At 64.3% G+C, this 15,928-nt stretch carries 17 protein-coding genes; 6 read left to right on the forward strand and 11 right to left on the reverse strand.

The annotated features are described in order from the left end of the window. On the reverse strand, positions 1 to 743 hold a 743-nt coding region (locus tag G3N99_RS19740), incomplete at its 3' end, for a transglycosylase domain-containing protein (RefSeq protein ID WP_206123239.1). A gap of 237 nt (positions 744 to 980) precedes the next feature. Here G3N99_RS19740 and G3N99_RS19745 point away from each other — a divergent pair. The 4 genes from G3N99_RS19745 (at position 981) to G3N99_RS19760 (ending at position 4,350) form a co-directional block, all read left to right on the forward strand. Beyond that, positions 981 to 1,775, forward strand: a complete 795-nt coding sequence (locus G3N99_RS19745; RefSeq protein ID WP_206123240.1) for an aminoglycoside phosphotransferase family protein — start codon at positions 981 to 983, stop codon at positions 1,773 to 1,775. A gap of 151 nt (positions 1,776 to 1,926) precedes the next feature. Then, positions 1,927 to 2,643 (forward strand): hypothetical protein, encoded by a 717-nt coding sequence (locus G3N99_RS19750; protein WP_206123241.1) that lies wholly within the window; start codon positions 1,927 to 1,929, stop codon positions 2,641 to 2,643. 242 nt (positions 2,644 to 2,885) lie between these two features. Beyond that, positions 2,886 to 3,521, forward strand: a complete 636-nt coding sequence (locus tag G3N99_RS19755) for a hypothetical protein (RefSeq protein ID WP_206123242.1) — start codon at positions 2,886 to 2,888, stop codon at positions 3,519 to 3,521. Between the two features lie 97 nt (positions 3,522 to 3,618). Next, positions 3,619 to 4,350, forward strand: coding sequence for a TIGR02391 family protein (locus G3N99_RS19760; RefSeq protein ID WP_206123243.1), 732 nt, complete (start codon positions 3,619 to 3,621; stop codon positions 4,348 to 4,350). 209 nt (positions 4,351 to 4,559) lie between these two features. Here the strand turns inward: G3N99_RS19760 and G3N99_RS19765 are convergent, their stop codons facing one another. The 5 genes from G3N99_RS19765 to G3N99_RS19785 all read right to left on the reverse strand — a co-directional run bounded on the left by G3N99_RS19765 (position 4,560) and on the right by G3N99_RS19785 (position 8,732). After that, positions 4,560 to 5,396 carry a bifunctional allantoicase/(S)-ureidoglycine aminohydrolase gene (locus tag G3N99_RS19765; RefSeq protein ID WP_039349877.1) on the reverse strand — a complete coding sequence of 279 codons (837 nt, stop codon included), beginning with the start codon at positions 5,394 to 5,396 and terminating at the stop codon, positions 4,560 to 4,562. An 871-nt stretch (positions 5,397 to 6,267) separates the two neighbouring features. Continuing rightward, positions 6,268 to 6,705 (reverse strand): hypothetical protein, encoded by a 438-nt coding sequence (locus G3N99_RS19770; RefSeq protein ID WP_174942025.1) that lies wholly within the window; start codon positions 6,703 to 6,705, stop codon positions 6,268 to 6,270. A 378-nt stretch (positions 6,706 to 7,083) separates the two neighbouring features. Next, positions 7,084 to 7,743, reverse strand: coding sequence for an isoprenylcysteine carboxylmethyltransferase family protein (locus tag G3N99_RS19775; protein ID WP_206123244.1), 660 nt, complete (start codon positions 7,741 to 7,743; stop codon positions 7,084 to 7,086). 150 nt (positions 7,744 to 7,893) lie between these two features. Further along, positions 7,894 to 8,058, reverse strand: a complete 165-nt coding sequence (locus tag G3N99_RS19780; RefSeq protein WP_174917998.1) for a hypothetical protein — start codon at positions 8,056 to 8,058, stop codon at positions 7,894 to 7,896. Between the two features lie 254 nt (positions 8,059 to 8,312). Continuing rightward, complete coding sequence (locus G3N99_RS19785; RefSeq protein WP_041493445.1) at positions 8,313 to 8,732, reverse strand: HIT domain-containing protein; 420 nt, start codon at positions 8,730 to 8,732, stop codon at positions 8,313 to 8,315. A gap of 295 nt (positions 8,733 to 9,027) precedes the next feature. Between G3N99_RS19785 and G3N99_RS19790 the strand changes: the two genes are divergently transcribed. Then, a complete protein-coding gene (locus tag G3N99_RS19790) occupies positions 9,028 to 10,203 on the forward strand; it encodes a hypothetical protein (protein WP_206123245.1) in 1,176 nt (391 codons plus the stop codon). Positions 10,204 to 10,395: 192 nt separating this feature from the next. Beyond that, entirely contained in the window at positions 10,396 to 11,796 is a 1,401-nt protein-coding gene (locus G3N99_RS19795; RefSeq protein WP_206123246.1) for a serine hydrolase, read from the forward strand. Positions 11,797 to 11,885: 89 nt separating this feature from the next. Here the strand turns inward: G3N99_RS19795 and G3N99_RS19800 are convergent, their stop codons facing one another. The 5 genes from G3N99_RS19800 to G3N99_RS19820 form a co-directional block, all read right to left on the reverse strand. After that, a complete protein-coding gene (locus tag G3N99_RS19800) occupies positions 11,886 to 12,509 on the reverse strand; it encodes a glutathione S-transferase (protein WP_174942018.1) in 624 nt (207 codons plus the stop codon). Between the two features lie 72 nt (positions 12,510 to 12,581). After that, positions 12,582 to 14,081, reverse strand: coding sequence for a TIGR01777 family oxidoreductase (locus tag G3N99_RS19805; RefSeq protein WP_206123247.1), 1,500 nt, complete (start codon positions 14,079 to 14,081; stop codon positions 12,582 to 12,584). Beyond that, entirely contained in the window at positions 14,078 to 14,950 is an 873-nt protein-coding gene (locus G3N99_RS19810) for a DUF393 domain-containing protein (protein ID WP_174989434.1), read from the reverse strand. The genes G3N99_RS19805 and G3N99_RS19810 overlap by 4 nt, the downstream gene beginning before the upstream one ends. 97 nt (positions 14,951 to 15,047) lie before the next feature. Next, positions 15,048 to 15,518, reverse strand: a complete 471-nt coding sequence (locus G3N99_RS19815; protein WP_174942012.1) for a DUF2269 domain-containing protein — start codon at positions 15,516 to 15,518, stop codon at positions 15,048 to 15,050. After that, positions 15,515 to 15,928: DoxX-like family protein (locus tag G3N99_RS19820; protein WP_206123248.1), on the reverse strand; the 414-nt coding region annotated here is incomplete at its 5' end. The genes G3N99_RS19815 and G3N99_RS19820, both read right to left, overlap by 4 nt.

The following is a 15,928-nucleotide window of genomic DNA, read 5'->3' on the forward strand; positions in this document are numbered from 1 at the left end:
TGCATGCGGCCGAGCACGTAGTTGCGCCGCGCGGTCGCGCGTGCCGGATTGACGACCGGGTTGAACGCGGAAGGCGCCTTCGGCAGCCCCGCGAGCACGGCCGCCTCGCCCGCGCTCAGCGCGTCGAGCGGCTTGCCGAAATACACGTTCGCGGCCGCCGCGAAACCGTACGCGCGCTCGCCCAGATAGATCTCGTTCATGTACAGCTCGAGCAGCTTGTCCTTGCTGTATTCGCGTTCGAGCTTGGTCGCCATCAGGATCTCGGCGAGCTTGCGACTCAGCACCTTGTCGCGCGTCAGGTAGAAGTTGCGCGCGACCTGCATCGTGATCGTGCTGCCGCCCTGCCCCGGCTGCCCCGTTACGACGTTCGCGAACGTCGCGCGCGCAAGGCCGTTGAAATCGACTGCACCGTGCTGATAGAACTTCGCGTCCTCGGCCGCGAGCAGCGCCTGCCGCATCAGCGGCGGTATGCGTTCGAGCGGCACGAACTCGCGCCGCTCGACGCCGTATTCGGCCAGCAGGTCGCCGTCGCGCGAGAAGATTCGCAGCGGCAGCGCGGGACGATAGACGGCGAGGTGCTCGACGGACGGCAACTGCGTCCAGATGCGCTGGATCGTCCACGCGCCGATGCCCGCGCATGCGACCGTCAGGCCGAGCAGCGCGCCCGCGAGCGTGCGCCACACGCGGCGACGGCGTGGCGGCGGTGCGGGTGGGGGTGGCGGGGATGCGATGTGGTCGGTCATGTCGGGCTCCTTCTTCGATGCTGCGACGGCCGGCGATCAAGAGACGCCGACAGTCACGAAAGGCGCGCATTGTCGAAGGGATGGCGCGAAACCGGAACATTCTTTAGCCAAAGTTGGGCTGGCTAAATTTTATTTAGGAAAGTGCGCCGGAGCCGTTCAGGTCGCATCTGCGACCGCGTGTCGCACCATCGGGCGAACCGCGCTGCGCGCGATCCGGTTCGGCTGTAGCATCGTGTGATGTTTGATCGATACCTCGGCCTGTGGGGCCTCGTTCCCGATGGCGGCCCGATCCTGACCGCGAGCGGCGGCCTGCTGCCGGTCGTCTGGCAATCGCGGCCGGCAATGTTGAAGGTCGCCACGTGTGACGAAGAGCGTCGCGGCAATGCGCTGATGACCTGGTGGAACGGGCATGGCGCCGCGCAGGTGTGGCAGCACGACGGCGATGCAGTCCTGCTCGAACGGGCGCGGCCGGAACCGACGCTGGCCGGTTTTTCGGCATCGGGGCATGACGACGATGCGATGCGTATCGCGTGCGATGTCGTTGCGCGGCTGCATGCGCATCGTGCCTCGGAGCCGCCATCGGTCGTGCCGCTGCATGACTGGTTTCATGCACTGCTGTCAGATGCTTCTGGCAGCGACGTGCTGCACCGCTCGGCCACGGTCGCGAGCCAGTTGCTGGCCGAAGCGCCCGTCGACGAAGTCGTCCTGCACGGCGACATCCATCACGGCAACATCCTCCATTTCGGCGAACGCGGCTGGCGTGCGATCGATCCGAAAGGGCTGCGCGGCGATCGCGCGTTCGACTACGCGAACCTGTTCTGCAATCCCACGCACGATATTGCGGTCGAACCCGTACGCTTCGAGCAACGCGTCACGGTCGTGGCCGACGCCGCGCAGCTCGACCGGCACCGGCTGCTTCAGTGGATTCTCGCGTGGTCGGGCTTGTCGGCGGTGTGGTTGATCGAGGACGGGCTGCTGCCCGATACGCGGTTGCAGGTCGCGACGCTCGCGGCGGCTGCGCTCGACCAGTAGCGATACGCATCGCCCGTGAAAACAGGTTCATCACGAATCTCCAGGGAGTGCAAGGAAGGCCGACGGTTCTCGGCCAGCAACGATCGCTCGACGCCATTATGAAAATTATTGACAATCGGCACTGAAACCCCACAACTTAAACAGTGCCATCATGGAACCCTACCTGTTCTTCGGCGTTGTTCTTCCTGAACGTGCACAGCTCTCACTTCAATTCAGCGTGAGATTTTCCCACTCGACTTCTGGAGTTGGCGGTGACGCGAAGGCAAGCATCATCCTTAATCAGATGGTCGTTCATGTTAACAGCAAGCACGATTGGGATATTTTCGACCTGAGAAACGTTGTTAAAAATATCATCCAAAATTACTTGGCCATGGTTGGTTATCTTGCAGGAATTTCATATGATTTTGAAATAACTCGCATTTTGAATCAGAGTCGAGGCATTGACTATGTGTTTGGCATCGACATTCCTTGCCTTGCAGAGCGAAACAAGGGAATTGATATGCAAGACTCCTTAACGCGACTCCGTGACAAGACCATCGGCGAGAACGGCATTTTCCTCAGTCGCTGCTTCGCCGATCTTGTTTCTTCAATGAAGCATGCCGATGACACTGGTTTTTACTGCTACCGTGCAATTGAATCACTTCGGCACCATTGTGCAGCCCTCCATGGATTGACCAACGCAGGGAAAGCTAAGCAATGGGACAAATTTCGTGAGATTTCGGGCTCGACCGAGGAGACCCTTCGCAGCATCAAATTAGCTGCCGATCCATTGCGACATGGCGAAGCCTCTGGAGGAAGTGCTCAAGACCGAACAAAGCTACTGACTGATACATGGGATGTCGTTGATAGTTACCTCAAGGGTGTCTAGGCCACCTTGAGTTTACGCCATGAATGTCTGCTTGCCTTAGTTCGATTGGCCGCCTCGGGTCAGTTTGAGTCTACCGCGAACTGCTGCGGCGGTAGCCAATCAATTTTTCCATAAACAACCACCCGGGAAATCCATCATGACCAGATATTTAACCCACCAAATTAACCACACTAAATAATCAAAAAATCGATGACACATTAATCACTAATTTCACAATTTTTCATTGTTTCTCTGGAGGCATCATGGATCGGTTTCTACCGGAGCGTCAAAAGTGGTTGGAGCTTGCACTTCAAGGTCTCGCATTCTGGATTGGACATCGCCATTCGTTGTTTAAGGACTACCCCCTTTCAGAAGGCGCGCTAGTTTCAGAAGCATGCAATTTAATTCAGGCCAATCTGCCATACGACCTAGTGCTGATGCCTGAGTGTATGTACAAAAACCTTGTGACAGTGGACTCTACAGTTGAGGGTGTTGGCCCTCAGGCTCGCGCTGATTTGGTCCTATGTGACATTGCTGCGAAGCGAATCGGGCGCGAAGGCAATGTTTCCGCACATACGAAGTTTGTCATTGAAGTAAAACGCGGGAGTGCAAGCACTCAATCCATCAATGAGGACCTGTCGCGTCTACATGCATTTCTTCAAGTTGCGAGACAAGGGACTCGCTGCTTTCTTTTTATCGTCAGTGAAAGCTATGCGCCTAGGCGCTTTGTCAAAGACGGTAGGTCGATATTAGGGGCTCATCCTGTCCCGGGTACGACTGGAAATTTTAGAGTGAGAAGATCTGTAAAGGCTGCAGCCAGTTTCTCAGGCAAGGAGACTGCGCACTATGTGTGCCTGCTGGAGGTATTTCTTGAAGGGCAGAAGTCAATGGAAATTTGACCCATTGCATTAACAGGGGCCTGGTATCGTGCTTCGCATGCTTGCATGCCTCCGCGCATGACTAACTTTCAACGTCATATTGAAGTACTCATACATTATGATCACTTTGACAGCACTAATTCCAGATATAGAAGTGCTTGTAACGCTTGCGCCAGAAGAGCTTGCCGACGTTGTGTTGCGAATTGCCGATGAAAACCGCCAGAATGGACTAATTCATCTTCAGGCCTTGTCATCCGATATTCACAGTCCGACAGGAGCATCGAATGGCTATCCTCTGAATCGGAGGCAAGATGCTGAGTTGGCGCTCGCCGAGGCGTGGAATTGGTTGACGGTGCAGGGCCTTCTGATTCCTGATCCAGGGAGCAACGGTAATAACGGATGGATGCTTCTGAGTCGTCGTGCCAAGACAATATTGACCAACGGTTCGTTTAAAACTTATGCGCGTAGCATTGCGTTCCCGAAGACATTGTTGCATCCATCGATCGCCGATGAAGTCTGGCTCGATATTGTCCGAGGTGATCTAGAAACCGCAGTGTTCAAGGCTTTTCGAGCAGTGGAGGTAGCTGTCCGCGAGGTTGGACAGTTTGCCGATACAGACATTGGAACCGCGTTGATGCGCAAGGCTTTTGACAAAGCGACTGGTCCACTTTCTGATATGCAGCAACCGGAAGCTGAGCGCGAGGCGTTAGCGCACCTCTTTGCAGGAGCAATTGGTTCGTACAAGAATCCGCATTCTCATCGCACAGTTTCAATCAGCGATGCCACGGAAGCCCAAGAAATGGTGGTGTTAGCAAGTCACTTGCTCCGTATTATTGATAGCAGGCGATAGTAGCCAACGACGGCGAACCCTTCGGCCAACCGGATCTGAAGTATAAGTACGTAGCTGATTGGGTTGCGACGAACATTGACCGTCTGCCTTCCTAGCGGAGCGTCCTACGGCTATAGGTTAGCCGGCAACATCCACGGAAATCCACGAAGCACAAAAAAGCCCGCCGGCATCCGCCGGCGGGCTTCCACATCCAACTGCTTGCTCGACGCTTAACGCGCCGGGTTCAGCAACAGGTTCATGTGACGGTTCACATCTTTGTACAGCAGGTAACGGAAGCGGCCAGGCCCACCCGAATAGCATGCCTGCGGGCAGAACGCGCGCAGCCACATGAAATCGCCCGCTTCGACCTCGACCCAGTCCTGGTTCAGTCGATAAACAGCCTTCCCTTCCAGCACATACAACCCGTGCTCCATCACGTGCGTTTCAGCGAACGGAATCACGCCGCCCGGCTCGAACGTCACGATGTTCACGTGCATGTCGTGACGCATGTCGCTCATGTCGACGAAGCGCGTCGTCACCCATGCACCGTTGGTGCCCGGCATCGGGATCGGCTCGACGTCCTGCTCGTTGGTCACGAAGGCCTCCGGCAGCGGAATGCCGTCGACGGCCTGGTAGTGCTTGCGCACCCAGTGGAAACGCACCGCGGCATCGCTGACGTTGTGCAGCGTCCAGTCCGCGCCCGGCGGAATGAACGCGTAGCCGCCCGGCTTCAGCACGTGCTTCGTGCCTTGCAGCGTCAGCTCGGCTTCACCTTCGACGACGAACAGCACGGCTTCGGCGTTCTTGTCCTGCTCGGGCTTGTCGCTGCCGCCGCCCGGGTTCACTTCGACGATGTACTGCGAGAAGGTTTCCGCGAAACCCGACAGCGGGCGAGCGATCACCCACAGGCGCGTGTTCGTCCAGAACGGCAGCCAGCTCGTGACGATGTCGCGCATCACACCCTTCGGGATCACCGCGTACGCCTCGGTGAACATCGCGCGATCGGTCAGCAGATCGGTCTGCGGCGGGTGGCCGCCATGCGGCGCGTAATACGTTGTCTTAGACATAGTGCATCCAGGCAATGGGTTGGTCCGGCCCCGGGCACCAACGACATCGGGCGGCACACATGCGCGTGGGGCACGCAGGCGGCGGCGGGACGTCGTTGCCGGGGTGGCTTGAAGGCGCATGCGCCTTCGTTCGGTCGGCCAGGCTTCGCGACGGGTTCGTCCGGTTCTTCGGACGCGGCGGCCCACGCTTGTGGGGCCGGCGACCGGGCCGTGGCGCTCGCGATCATGCGGCGAGGCGCGGCCAGCGGCACGGTGCGATGCCGTACGCGAGCATCGCCGACGATAGCGAAGTCGTTCGCAATCGACCAATTAAATGTTGCGATGGATTCCATTCGATTTCCCACTACCCGCCGGCAGCCGCGATGCGCGGTGAGGAAGCATGGCACGACGGTCTGGCTATCAGGGAAATCCTGACGGACGCGGCAACGCGCACGTTCGCCGGGACGCTAGACGAGGAGGTGAAAAACCGCAGCAGCCGCAGTGACACACGCGGTTCGCAATACATCCGGTTACGCAGATTGGAGCCCGACGACGTGCGCACGGCAGCAAGCCGCACCGCGCCAATCATGAGCCATCGTCCGGCCGGAGAATGGGCCAACGGGAATCGAACGGAACGCGAATGGTATCGCCACGACTCGCACGCATTCAGTCGCGAGAGGCTGTGTAGTCGGAAAACGGGGAAATACAGCGAGGAGGGAAACTTGCCGGCCCGTCGATCGGGCATCTGGCCGCGGCTGGGGAAGCCGGAAGGTGTTCGCCGGTCTGGCCGGCGATGACGGCCCGGCAGGCCGCCGGGCCGAATCTCGCGTCGGGTGCCGACGCCGTCGGCGCGCCGGTGCGCGGTTCACGCACCGAGCCGCGCCAGCGGCGATCAGTCCCAGTCGCGGTGATGACGATGCTTGCGGTGGCGATAGCCGCGATCGCCGTGGTCGCGTTCGTACGAGCTGCGCGACATATTGCCGCCGAGCGCCGCGCCGGCGCCGCCGCCGACAGCCGCACCCAGCAGGCCGCCCGTGCGGCCGCCCATCGCGTTGCCTGCCGCGGTACCTGCGCCGCCGCCGAGGGCGCCGCCGATGATCGCGCCGGTACGCTCGCGACGGTTCGACGTCACTGCGCCACCCGCGCCGCCGCCGATGGCGCCGCCGATTACCGAGCCCGTGCTGCCGCCGAGCGCACCGCCGACCGCTGCGCCGGCTACCCCGCCGAGCGCGCCGCCAAGCGCGTTGTTCATGTCACCTGCCATGGCCGGCAGTGCAGTCGCGCCGGTCAAAGCGGCGACGACGAGAGCGGGGGCGATTTTCTTCCACATTCCCGTATTCTTCCTTGTTCGCAATCTGGTTATTGAAGGTCCGCTCGGTACGACGATCTGAATCGATCGACGTCGGGTCAGGCATTGTGCCGAGCCGCGGACCAATTCATTTCAATGAGCTTGCGGCGAAGAATAGCACCGGTCCCACATCCTTGCCGTGGACATTCTGGTAACAAGTTGTTTACGAATAAGCAACCTTGAATGCGCGCACCGGAATGCCCGCAAACCCGCGCCGGCATTGGCTCCGGCGAGGGTCCGGCCCGGTGGAAAAACAGGCCGACCATGCGCGGCGTCGCACGTTTGCGACACACGTGGCAACACATCGGGAACGAATCGTGGGCGGGGCCCGAAACGACGGCCGGGAAGAAATGAAGAGGGTCAGTACACGCCGGGCAGCAGACGCCAGGTTCGCGCGCAATACGCGTCGTATTCGGCGCCGAATTGCGCATGCAGCAGCGCCTCCTCGGAGCGGATGCGCGCGACGAGCGGCACCATCGTCAGCACGACCAGCAGCAAGCCGACACCTGAACGGAATGCCAGCGCCCAGCCGACCGAATTGACGACCAGGCCGAGATAGCTCGGATTGCGGATGCGGCTGTAGATGCCGTCGGTCACGAGCGTATGGCCCGGCTGGATCGCGACAAGCCCGCTGAAGCGCTTGCCGAGCACGAATACGGGCCAGATACGCAGCACGCCGCCCGCAATGTACAGCACGACACCGATCCAGCGCACCGTATCGCCGCCGAAGGTCCAGAAGTCGAGCCGGTCGGTCAGCGCCGGCAGGTACGCCAGCAGTAATCCGCTTACGCCGAACGCCGCGAGCACCCAGCGGTTGTCGCGGTTCTCGCGCTCGCCGCTGCTCAGGTTGCCTTCAGTGAACAATGCGGCGACGGCCATCGCGAGCGTCGCCACGACGACGACGGTCAGCTGTGGATGCGAGAAGAAGGCCGCGAACCCGCCGCTGCCGAGCACCGCGAGCCCGAGATAGACGAGCATGGAGATGGCCGACAGGGCGGCGACCTTGCGGGTGACTGTCATGGCTGCCTCACCGGAATACGCTTTCCTGTGAAGTATAGGAAGTGCGCACACGCCGGGTAGCGGACCGCCGTCATGCGGTTCGCGAATCCGCGCGAGTCATCCAGTGCAACGCGATGGCGCCGACCGGTGCGGCCAGCGCCCGGCGCCGGATCAGCGGATGCGGAAGTTGCCGCCGATCCCGACGCTGACGGGCGGCGCGTAATACGCCGGCGCATAGCCGTAGTAGGCCGGTGCGGGCGCATAGCCGTACGGCGGCGCGATGTAGCAGCCGGACAGGCCGCCGATCAGGGCAAGCGTGATGAGAAGTCTGGTCATGGCTCGATTCCCGGCGCGAAAGACGAATGGCACCTCGCGAAAGCCGTGCCGCCGCGGGGTGCGGCGGCCGGCACGAAGAGGCGATCCGCCCTTCCTGTCGCTCGATGAAGCAATGCGCGGAGTCTAGCGCCGGGTGGGCCGGGCCGAGTTTCGCCAGCGGTTACACGTGTTACCTCGCATGACCGCTGAAACAGGCGATGGCGCGGCAGCCGGCCGGTGCGCCGTGCGGTGCCACGCGTTGTGTAATCGATGTGTTACACGAAACGCGCGCGAATGCGCTGCGCGAGCGCTTCGAGCGTCGCCGCATCGGCGATCTCGCGCGCATGCATCTTCAGTTCGGCGCCTTCCCAGCGCGGGATCACGTGGAAGTGCACATGCGGCACCGTCTGGCCGGCGGCCGCACCGTTGAACTGGCCGATGAACACGCCGTCCGGCTCGAGCGCCGCGCGCACCGCCGCCGCGACGCGCTGCGTCATGCGGATGCCGGCCGCGGCGGCGTCGCCGGACAACTCGAAGATCTGCGCGGCCGGCTCCTTCGGGATCACGAGCACGTGGCCGTCGGCCTGCGGCATCAGATCCATGATCGCGAGGGTCGCGTCGTCTTCCGCGACTTTCACGCACGGCAGTTCGCCGCGCAGGATTTTGGCGAACGGGTTGTTGTTGTCGTAGGACATGGCGTTTTCCGATAACGGTTGGACTGGGAGAGTAGGAAAGCGATGCCGGACGATTATCGGCCGACGACGGGTCGGATTTCAACTTGTCAGGTCGAGTCGCCCTTTCTGCGAACAATGGCCGCCGGCTCGCATGCGACGGGCGTAACGGATTGGAATAGCCGGCCATCGCCATCCGTTTATTTCGAGCGCGGGTTCACGCGGCAACCGCACGATCGCGAACCTGCGCCGGACACCCGTCGGCTGCGCAAGCCGGCAGCCGGGATGACTGCTCGCGCTCATCAACCGGAGTCATGCCATGGACCCTCTCCCCTCCTGTCGTTCACCCGCCACGACCGTCCTTGCGGTCGATCCGCCGGTCGGCGCACGCGTCCGGCGCACGCTTGCGCACTCACTATGCCGCGCGGCTTGCGGCGCCGGGCTGGTCGCGTTGTCGTCGGCTTTCGCGTGGGCCGGCGGCAGCGACATCATCTTGCCGATTCCATCGTTCACCGCATCGACGGTGCCCACCAACGGCGATGTCAACCCGTACGGCATCGCGTTCGTGCCGCGCGGCGTGCCGACCTGGAGCACGCTGAAACCGGGCGACGTCGTCGTGTCCAACTTCAACGCGGCGTCGAACACGCAAGGCACCGGCACGACGATCGTGAAGCTGTCGCCCGGCAAGACGCCGACGGCCTTCTTCCAGGGCAGCAATCTCGGCCTGACGACCGCGCTCACGGTGCTGCGCAGCGGCTTCGTACTGGTCGGCAACGTCCCGGCGCCGGACGGCAAGACCGTCGTGCCGCCGGGCTCGCTGCTCGTCATCGGCCCGCAGGGCAATCTCGTCACGCAACTCACCAGCGCCACGCTGCTCGACGGGCCGTGGGACATGACCGTGATCGATCGCGGCCAGCGCGTGACCGCGTTCGTGTCGAACGTGCTGAACGGGACGGTGTCACGCATCGAACTCGCGATCGGCGACAACGGCGTCACGATGCTGCCGGGCTCGCGCATCATCGCATCGGGCTACGTGAATCGAACCGATCCCAATGCACTCGTCGTCGGCCCGACCGGCCTTGCCTACGACCCGAACATCGACGTGCTGTATGTCGCCTCCACCGGCGACAACGCGGTGTTCGCGATCCAGAACGCCGCGTCGACGAATCGCAACGGCGGCGTCGGACGGATGATCTATTTCGACGCCTCGCACCTGCACGGCCCGCTTGCGCTGGCGCTCGCACCGAACGGCCATCTCGTGACCGCGAACGGCGACGCGGTCAACGCCGACCCGCAGCAGCCGAGCGAGATCGTCGAATTCACGGTGGACGGGCGCTTCGTCGCGCAAATGCAGGTCGACACCGTTCCGGGAGCCGCATTCGGCCTCGCGTTCGGGCACGGCAGCAAAGGCCAGCCGGAATTCGCGGCCGTCGACGACAACACGAATACCGCGACGGTCTGGACCCTGCGGTCCGACAACAACAACGCGCAGTGATGCGCCACCCGGACGGGCCGCACGCGGCCCGTTCGACCGAAGCGATCGACACACACGAGTCACACACGCCGGGCACGTTACGCGCTATCGACGCCGCGCGGCGTCGCACGCACCCGCGATTGCCACCGCCGGCCCGAACCTGCGACACTGCCGGTTCGTGTTCTGCCTGCAGACAACCGAGGACGCTCGCGCATGACGATCCCCTTCAAGAAGCTGATCCTGCGCGGCGTCGCGCTCGCCGTCGTCGCCGCGGTCGGCTACACCGGGTACATGCTGTCCCGGCTCGCGCCGATCGCGACCGGTTATGCGGCGAAGGCGCTGTGTTCCGGCGTGTACGTATCGGGCCGCCCGGCTGCGTCCGTGATCGACCTCGACATCATGGCCGGCGTACATCCGCTGCTGAAACTGGTGCACCCGTCGATCGATCCCGACCATCATCGCGCGACGGCGACCTTCGCCGGCTTCGCCGAACGCGAAGCGGACTTCCGGCCCGGGCTCGGCTGCACGCTCGCACTCGGGAAGTCGCCCGGCACGTTGCCGGCCGCGCTGCCGCCCCTCCCCGATCCACCGTCCATGCAGCCCGCGCCAACCACGCCGCCGGCCGGCATTGACGCGCAGAAGCTGCAGACCGCGCTCGATCGCGCGTTCGACGAGCCCGATCCCGCACGGCCGCGGCGCACGCGCGCGGTCGTCGTGATGTGGCGCGGCCAGGTGATCGCCGAACGCTATGCGCCCGGCTTCACCGCCGACACGCCGCTGCCCGGCTGGTCGATGACGAAGACCGTGACGGCCGCGCTGGTCGGCATGCTCGTCGCGCAGCACAAGCTCTCGGCCGATTCGTCGGCGCTGCTGCCCGAATGGCGCGGCAGCGGCGATCCGCGCGCGGCCATCACGCTCGACGAGCTGCTGCGCATGACGAGCGGCCTGCAATTCAACGAGGACTACGACGACCCGCTGTCCGACGTCGCGTTGATGCTGTACGCGCAGCCCGATACCGCACGGTTTGCCTCGGCGAAGCCGCTCGCCACGACACCCGGCACGCGGTGGTCCTACTCGAGCGGCACGAGCGCGATCGTCGCGCGCGTGATGCGCGAAGCGCTGGGCGGCAGCGAGGATGACTACCTCGCGTTTCCGCGCCGCGCGCTGTTCGCGCCGCTCGGGATGCGCAGTGCCGTGTTCGAGCCCGATGCGTCCGGCACGCTCGTCAGCCCGTCGTACATGTATGCGAGCGCGCGTGACTGGGCGCGCTTCGGGCAGTTGCTGCTGCAGGATGGTGTGTGGGACGGGCAGCGGCTGCTACCGGAAGGCTGGGTGCGCTATCTGACGCGTGCGACGCCGCAGTCGGAGCGTCAGGAGTATGGCGCGCAGCTGTGGGTCAAGGTGCCGGAGCCGTTCAACGATCGCGATCCGCATGCGGTCGCGATGCCGGCTGACGCGTTTCATGCGGTCGGCCATGAAGGCCAGTTCGTGAGCGTGGTGCCGAGCCGGCAACTGGTGGTCGTGCGGCTCGGGCTGTCGCGGCCGGAATCCGCGTGGAATCACGAGGCGTTTCTCGCGCGCGTGCTCGACGCTTTGCCGGCGCCCGGCGCGTAAAAACGGGCCCGCGGGCCCGTGCATGCCGGTCATGACGCGGACGCGGCGGCGATTGCGATGCCGCCGCGCCGTGCACGACCCGCGACGCATCACGGGTTCGCGCTGCCCGCGTATTTCTGGAAGCCTTCGCGCGTCGCGAGACGTTCGATATAGCGCGTTACCGCCGGGAAATCCGGATGCTCGAACGGCGTGCCGAACCAGCGATTCACCGACAGCCCGATCGGAATGTCCGCGAGCGTGAAGCCGTTGCCGGCCACGTACGCGCCGGTCGCTTCGAGCCGTGCGTTCAGCACCTGCATATGCTTCGTCCAGCCCGCGATCGACTGCGCGATGCCGGCCGGATCCTGGTGATCGGGCGATTTCCGCACGAGGCCGAGGAACGCGCCCACCCACGAACGGTTCAGGTCGGCGCCCTGCCAGTCGATCCATTGATCGACCCGCGCGCGCGCCTGCGGCTCGGCCGGATACAGCGCGTCGCCGCCATAGCGGTTCGCGAGGTAACGGATGATCGTGTTCGATTCCCAGAGCACGAAATCGTCGTCCTTGATGACGGGCACGAGACCGTTCGGATTCAGCGCGAGATAGGCCGGATCGTTGGTCGTGCGGAAGCCCGCGCCCCAGTCTTCCTGTTCGAACGGCAGGTTCAGCTCGGTGCACAGCCACAGCACCTTGCGAACGTTGATGGACGGGATCTTGCCGAGGATGTGCAGCATGCAGTCTCCTTGTGAGGTCGGATGCGGAGCGCCCGGGACGCACGACACGTCCCGAACGCATTCACGTCGAGTTTATACGCGACCTCGGGGCAAACGACAGGCCGTGCGCGGAAAATCCGCGTGCAACCGATTCGTCAGGTCACGCAGCGCGTGCTCGGCGGTCGGGAAGCGGAACATGAATCCGTCCTGATGCAGCCGCGCCGGCATCACGCGCTGCCCGTCCAGCAGCAGCTCGGCCATCTCGCCCATCGCGACCCGCAGCGGCGCGGCCGGCACGTGCAGCCAGGCCGGGCGATGCAGCACCTTCGACACGACCTGTACGAACTCGCGCTGGGTCAACGGCGCGGGTGCGACCGCGTTGTAGACGCCGCGCATGCCCGGGTTCGCCATCGCACGCGCGACGATCCGCAGCACGTCGTCCCGGTGGATCCAGCTCATCACCTGCGTGCCGTCGCCGAATCGCCCGCCCATCCCGAAGTAATGCGGCAACAGCATCGGGCGCAGCGCGCCGCCGGGGCCGAACACGACGCCCAGCCGCAGCACCACCGAGCGCACGCCGTGGCGGGCGAGCGGCTGTGCGGACTGCTCCCACTGCCGGCACAGCTCGGACATGAAGCCGGTGCCGGCGCTGCTGCCTTCGTCGAGCCGCTCGTCGGCAGGACGCACGCCGTAGTAACCGATCGCCGATGCCTGGATCCACGTGCGCGGCTTGACCTCGGCCGTCTCGACCCAGCGCATCAGCGATTCCGTGACGCCGACGCGGCTGGCGAGCAGCACCGCCTGCCGGCGCTTGCTCCAGCGAGCACCGAGCACCGGCGCGCCCGCGAGATTGATGACCGTGTCGAAACGCTCGTGCGGCTGCAGTTGCTCGACGGACGTGACGCTGCGCACGCGGCCGTGAAACTGGTAGGCCGCACGCAGTGGATCGCGCGCCAGCAACGTGACCGCATGCCCCGCATCGAGCAGCTGGTTCACGAGGGTTTCGCCGATGAAGCCGGTCCCGCCGGTGACGAGAACGTTCCCCGGCGGCTGCCCCGCGAACGGATTGGCGACCGGCGCGTGTCGCGCGATCCGGCAGGCCGCGATCCCGTCGCGGATTCCCGATATCGCCACGCCGACGGCGAAGAGGCTCAGCACCCAGCCGCGCCAGCCGAGGTCGAGCGCGTGCAGCGCGGTCGGCTCCTGCGCCCACACGGCCAGCTGCATCGCGATCATCCCGAACAGCGCGCCGCCGTTGACGGCCAGCAGCGTGTGCAGCACGCGTTCGGTCGCCGGCAGCTTGCGGCTCTGGTCCTCGACGACGAAATCCCACAACGTCAGCACCACCTCGACGACGACCACTGCCGCGAGGGCCGCGACCCACGCGCCGTGAAAGGCGACGTTCGCGATCGACGCGAACACGAGACCGTAAAGCACGGAACGCACCGCATGAATTCCCAGCTCGAGCCGCGCGCGCGGGCTGTGCGGGAGATCCTGCGTGAGTTCGTGGTGATAGAGCGTATCGAATGCGCCCATCGCGCCCTGCACGATCAGCAGGTTGAGCGCCCAGTCGAAAGCAGGCAAGGTGTTCATACGGCGTCCCTCCTCCAAAGCCAGACAAGCGGCGGCACCATCGCAACGAGTGCCGCCGCGTCGATCGCCACATGGCCCAGTACATGGGCCTGCAATGAAAACAGCAGGTCCTGCGGCGCCCAGATCAGCAGGCCGGCCAGCAGCCATCCCCACACTTCCCGCCGGCGCAGCCGGTTGCCGAGGTGCACGAGCGCCAGCATCCAGACCGACGCGCATTGCACCGTCGCGCCGATCAGCGACATCCACCAGATCTGCTGCGCACGCGCCGGTTCGGGCGCGGTTCCCGCCCAGAAATGCAGCTCGATGACGCGGTGATACGCGTCGAGCCACGGCGTGCCGGCAACCCACGGAACGGCAATGCCGACGAGCAGGTGTGCGATCGCCGCGCAGTACATCCAGCTCACCACGATGCGGCGCGCAGCGTCACCCGCCGAACGATCCGCCACGGGTTCGGCGGCACGGTCGCGACCGCTAACGCATGTCGCCCCGTCGCACGGCGCTTCGGCGCGATAGCCGAGCCAGCGCGAGACGACATGCCGGTTGCGCGCGAAGCGGCGATACAGCGGCGTCAGCGCACGACGCACGGCCGGCATGCGAAGCAACCGGACGAGCCAGCGGCGCCCGGTCAGCGCTTGGGCGGCCAGGATGCTGTCCACGCCGGTCAGCATGCGTCCGTCGGGCAGGCGCGCGTGCAACTCGCGATTCAGCGCGGGCAGGTCGACGCCCAGCGGCGCGGGATCGAAACCCGGCTCCGCGATATCGACGAAAGCCAGCCGGTGTCGCGCGTCGCGCGCCGCGAGACGCTTGATCTCCGCCACGCATAACGGACATCGTCCGTCGAAGTACAGCACCAGTTCACTTGAGCTCATGATTCGCATTCCTTCTTTTTTCTGTTGCATGCTTCATGAATCGATCGACTGCTTTCCGCTGTGCCGCTCCGCCGCTCCCGTGCGACGGGCGACACGCTTACATCGGCTTGAGCACCATCAGGAAGTAGACGGTCAGCATCGCGAAGAACGCCGGATAGCCGAGCAGTTCCCAGCGCTTCGCATAGCGCCAGTACCGTTCCGGCAGCGCGGCAGCGCCGTTCGCGTGAGCGAGCTTCGCCATCGCGGCCAGTTCGACCTGCAGCCACACGACCGGCAGCCAGCACGCGCCGGCGATCGCATACAGCACGATCGACGCGACGAGCCACGGCGTATGCCACGGCCAGCCGGCCGTGTGCGCGAGCCAGAGCCCCGATGCCGGCTGGAAGATCACAGCCGGCGTCGTGAACCACCAGTCCGCGCGCACCACGAGCCGCGACACGGCCGCGATCGCGGGCACCGAGCGCGTGCGGTTCGCGAAGAACAGGTAGAACGCGGTGCCGAACCCCGTGCCGACCAGCAGCACCGAGGACAGGATGTGAAGCGCCTTGATGACGAGATAGGTATTCATGCTTGTTCTTCTTCTGAAAAGAGGATCAACAGGATGGCGAGAATCGGCACGTTCTTGAGCACGGGGCCGAACGGTTCGGCGAGCAGGCCCGGCATCGTGATCGCGATGACCGCCGAATACGCGACGATCAGCGCGGCTTGCGCGGCCCACAGCCGGCGCGACGGCGCGACGACGGTTGCGATGCCGAACGCGAAGTCCAGCGCGCTGGCCGCGTAGAGCGCGATCAGCGCAGGCAGTCCGGTCAAGTGCGCAGGCGCGAGCAGCGCGAGGCTCGACTGCAGCGGATGGACGAACGCGCTGGCTATCGCCGTCCAGATCCACACGATCGCCAGCGCGCCCAGCAGCAGCGGACGACGCCACATCGCGAGCGCGTCGCGACGCAGCGCGGCGGCTTCCGCGCCGATGAAGCC

It is taken from the genome of Burkholderia sp. Ac-20392, from assembly GCF_017104585.1.
Taxonomy (GTDB): domain Bacteria; phylum Pseudomonadota; class Gammaproteobacteria; order Burkholderiales; family Burkholderiaceae; genus Burkholderia; species Burkholderia lata.

Coding starts and splice junctions, on each gene's coding strand:
- G3N99_RS19760 (WP_206123243.1), top strand. CDS start 3,619: ATGATCACTTTGACAGCACTAATTCCAGATATAGAAGTGCTTGTAACG.
- G3N99_RS19755 (WP_206123242.1), top strand. CDS start 2,886: ATGGATCGGTTTCTACCGGAGCGTCAAAAGTGGTTGGAGCTTGCACTT.
- G3N99_RS19750 (WP_206123241.1), top strand. CDS start 1,927: ATGGAACCCTACCTGTTCTTCGGCGTTGTTCTTCCTGAACGTGCACAG.
- G3N99_RS19810 (WP_174989434.1), bottom strand. CDS start 14,950: ATGAGCTCAAGTGAACTGGTGCTGTACTTCGACGGACGATGTCCGTTA.
- G3N99_RS19780 (WP_174917998.1), bottom strand. CDS start 8,058: ATGACCAGACTTCTCATCACGCTTGCCCTGATCGGCGGCCTGTCCGGC.
- G3N99_RS19815 (WP_174942012.1), bottom strand. CDS start 15,518: ATGAATACCTATCTCGTCATCAAGGCGCTTCACATCCTGTCCTCGGTG.
- G3N99_RS19800 (WP_174942018.1), bottom strand. CDS start 12,509: ATGCTGCACATCCTCGGCAAGATCCCGTCCATCAACGTTCGCAAGGTG.
- G3N99_RS19790 (WP_206123245.1), top strand. CDS start 9,028: ATGGACCCTCTCCCCTCCTGTCGTTCACCCGCCACGACCGTCCTTGCG.
- G3N99_RS19785 (WP_041493445.1), bottom strand. CDS start 8,732: ATGTCCTACGACAACAACAACCCGTTCGCCAAAATCCTGCGCGGCGAA.
- G3N99_RS19795 (WP_206123246.1), top strand. CDS start 10,396: ATGACGATCCCCTTCAAGAAGCTGATCCTGCGCGGCGTCGCGCTCGCC.
- G3N99_RS19770 (WP_174942025.1), bottom strand. CDS start 6,705: ATGTGGAAGAAAATCGCCCCCGCTCTCGTCGTCGCCGCTTTGACCGGC.
- G3N99_RS19775 (WP_206123244.1), bottom strand. CDS start 7,743: ATGACAGTCACCCGCAAGGTCGCCGCCCTGTCGGCCATCTCCATGCTC.
- G3N99_RS19745 (WP_206123240.1), top strand. CDS start 981: ATGTTTGATCGATACCTCGGCCTGTGGGGCCTCGTTCCCGATGGCGGC.
- G3N99_RS19805 (WP_206123247.1), bottom strand. CDS start 14,081: ATGAACACCTTGCCTGCTTTCGACTGGGCGCTCAACCTGCTGATCGTG.
- G3N99_RS19765 (WP_039349877.1), bottom strand. CDS start 5,396: ATGTCTAAGACAACGTATTACGCGCCGCATGGCGGCCACCCGCCGCAG.